The following is a 1,141-nucleotide window of genomic DNA, read 5'->3' as shown; positions in this document are numbered from 1 at the left end:
GGGGGGTCGGCAGGTGTGGCGGGGACGGCCGGGCCGCCCCCGCCGTGCGCTCAGCTCTCGTCCGCGGACTCGTCCTCGACGTCCGCGCGCCACTCGAACGGCGCGTCCACCGCGGGGGTGTGGGACTTGAGGCCGGCCTGCTGCTCCTCGGGCTCCTCGAAACCGTGGTGCGCCATGGGTTCCTCCTTCGGTCGGCACCGGCCGCGATCGGGGCGGGGCTCCGGATACCCCGTGATCGCGAACCGAATGCACCTGCGAGTGAGTTGCGACAATGAATGTAGTGAGCCGTCCGGGTGATTTCCACCCCTCGCCCCGCGCATTTCGGGAAGCGGCCGGAATTCACCCCCGGCCGCTTCCGGGAACGGGGTGTTTCACCGGTCCAGCGAACAGTCCCCGCACCGGTCCCCCGGCGGAACGCGGTAGAAAAGGCAGCAGCTGCGCCGCCGGAAGGACAGGGCGGAATCGGTGATCTCCCCGGTGCCCACCAGGGCTCCGGTGGCCAGGAGGCGGGCGACGAGGTCACCGGCCGCTTCCCGCGTCCCGGGCCGGGCGGCCACCAGCGCGCGGCCCGCCTCGACCAGGGCGGAGGCGGCGTTGCCGATCAGCAGCCGGGGCGCGATCCGCACGCGCAGACCCGCCGCCATGGCCGTCAGCCGCTCCTCCACCACCAGGCGGTACAGCAGCGCGGCGGTCTCCCCGCGATCGCGCGCCCACCACCCGACCGGGGTGGGGAACCGCAGGGCGGGGCCGTCGTCGGCGCGCTGGAGGTCCGCGGGATCCGGCACCACCCCGTGCACGACGGCGCAGGCCAGCAGGGGTGACCACAGTCGGGCGGCGTGACCGAGCTGGACCACCGAGGCGGCGACCCGGGGCTCGGTGGTGCCGTACCGGCGGGCGTTGTCGGCCACCAGGTCGGCCGAGCCGGCGGCGTAGCTCTCGGCCACCGGGTGCCAGCCGTCGTCGGGGCCGGCCACGACGGGGGCGAAGAAGCCCCCGAGGGTCGCCACGTCCGCGAGGGCGGCGGCGACCGTCGCGGGTGGTGCCTGCGCCGGGGAGGTCACGTCGGCGCTCTCCTTTCCGGTTCCGGCCGGAGGGGTTGTTTCCGGCCGCGTGGGTGGAGCGGGTGGGGCGGGGGAGTCCC

The 1,141-nt window shown here is 75.3% G+C and carries 2 protein-coding genes; both read right to left on the bottom strand.

Features of this window, described 5'->3' with window-relative positions; all coding sequences use genetic code 11:
• Window positions 1–50 precede the first annotated feature (50 nt).
• Window positions 51–176, bottom strand: a complete 126-nt coding sequence (locus FOE67_RS30185) for a hypothetical protein (protein ID WP_267133371.1) — start codon at window positions 174–176, stop codon at window positions 51–53.
• 195 nt (window positions 177–371) lie between these two features.
• Window positions 372–1,061, bottom strand: coding sequence for a (2Fe-2S)-binding protein (locus FOE67_RS30535; protein WP_182667342.1), 690 nt, complete (start codon window positions 1,059–1,061; stop codon window positions 372–374).
• Window positions 1,062–1,141: the final 80 nt, after the last annotated feature.

It is taken from the genome of Streptomyces calidiresistens, assembly GCF_014141525.1.
GTDB classification, from domain to species: Bacteria; Actinomycetota; Actinomycetes; order Streptomycetales; family Streptomycetaceae; genus Streptomyces; species Streptomyces calidiresistens.
Note: the sequence above shows the minus strand (reverse complement) of the source record. Positions and strands in the feature narration are given on the sequence as shown.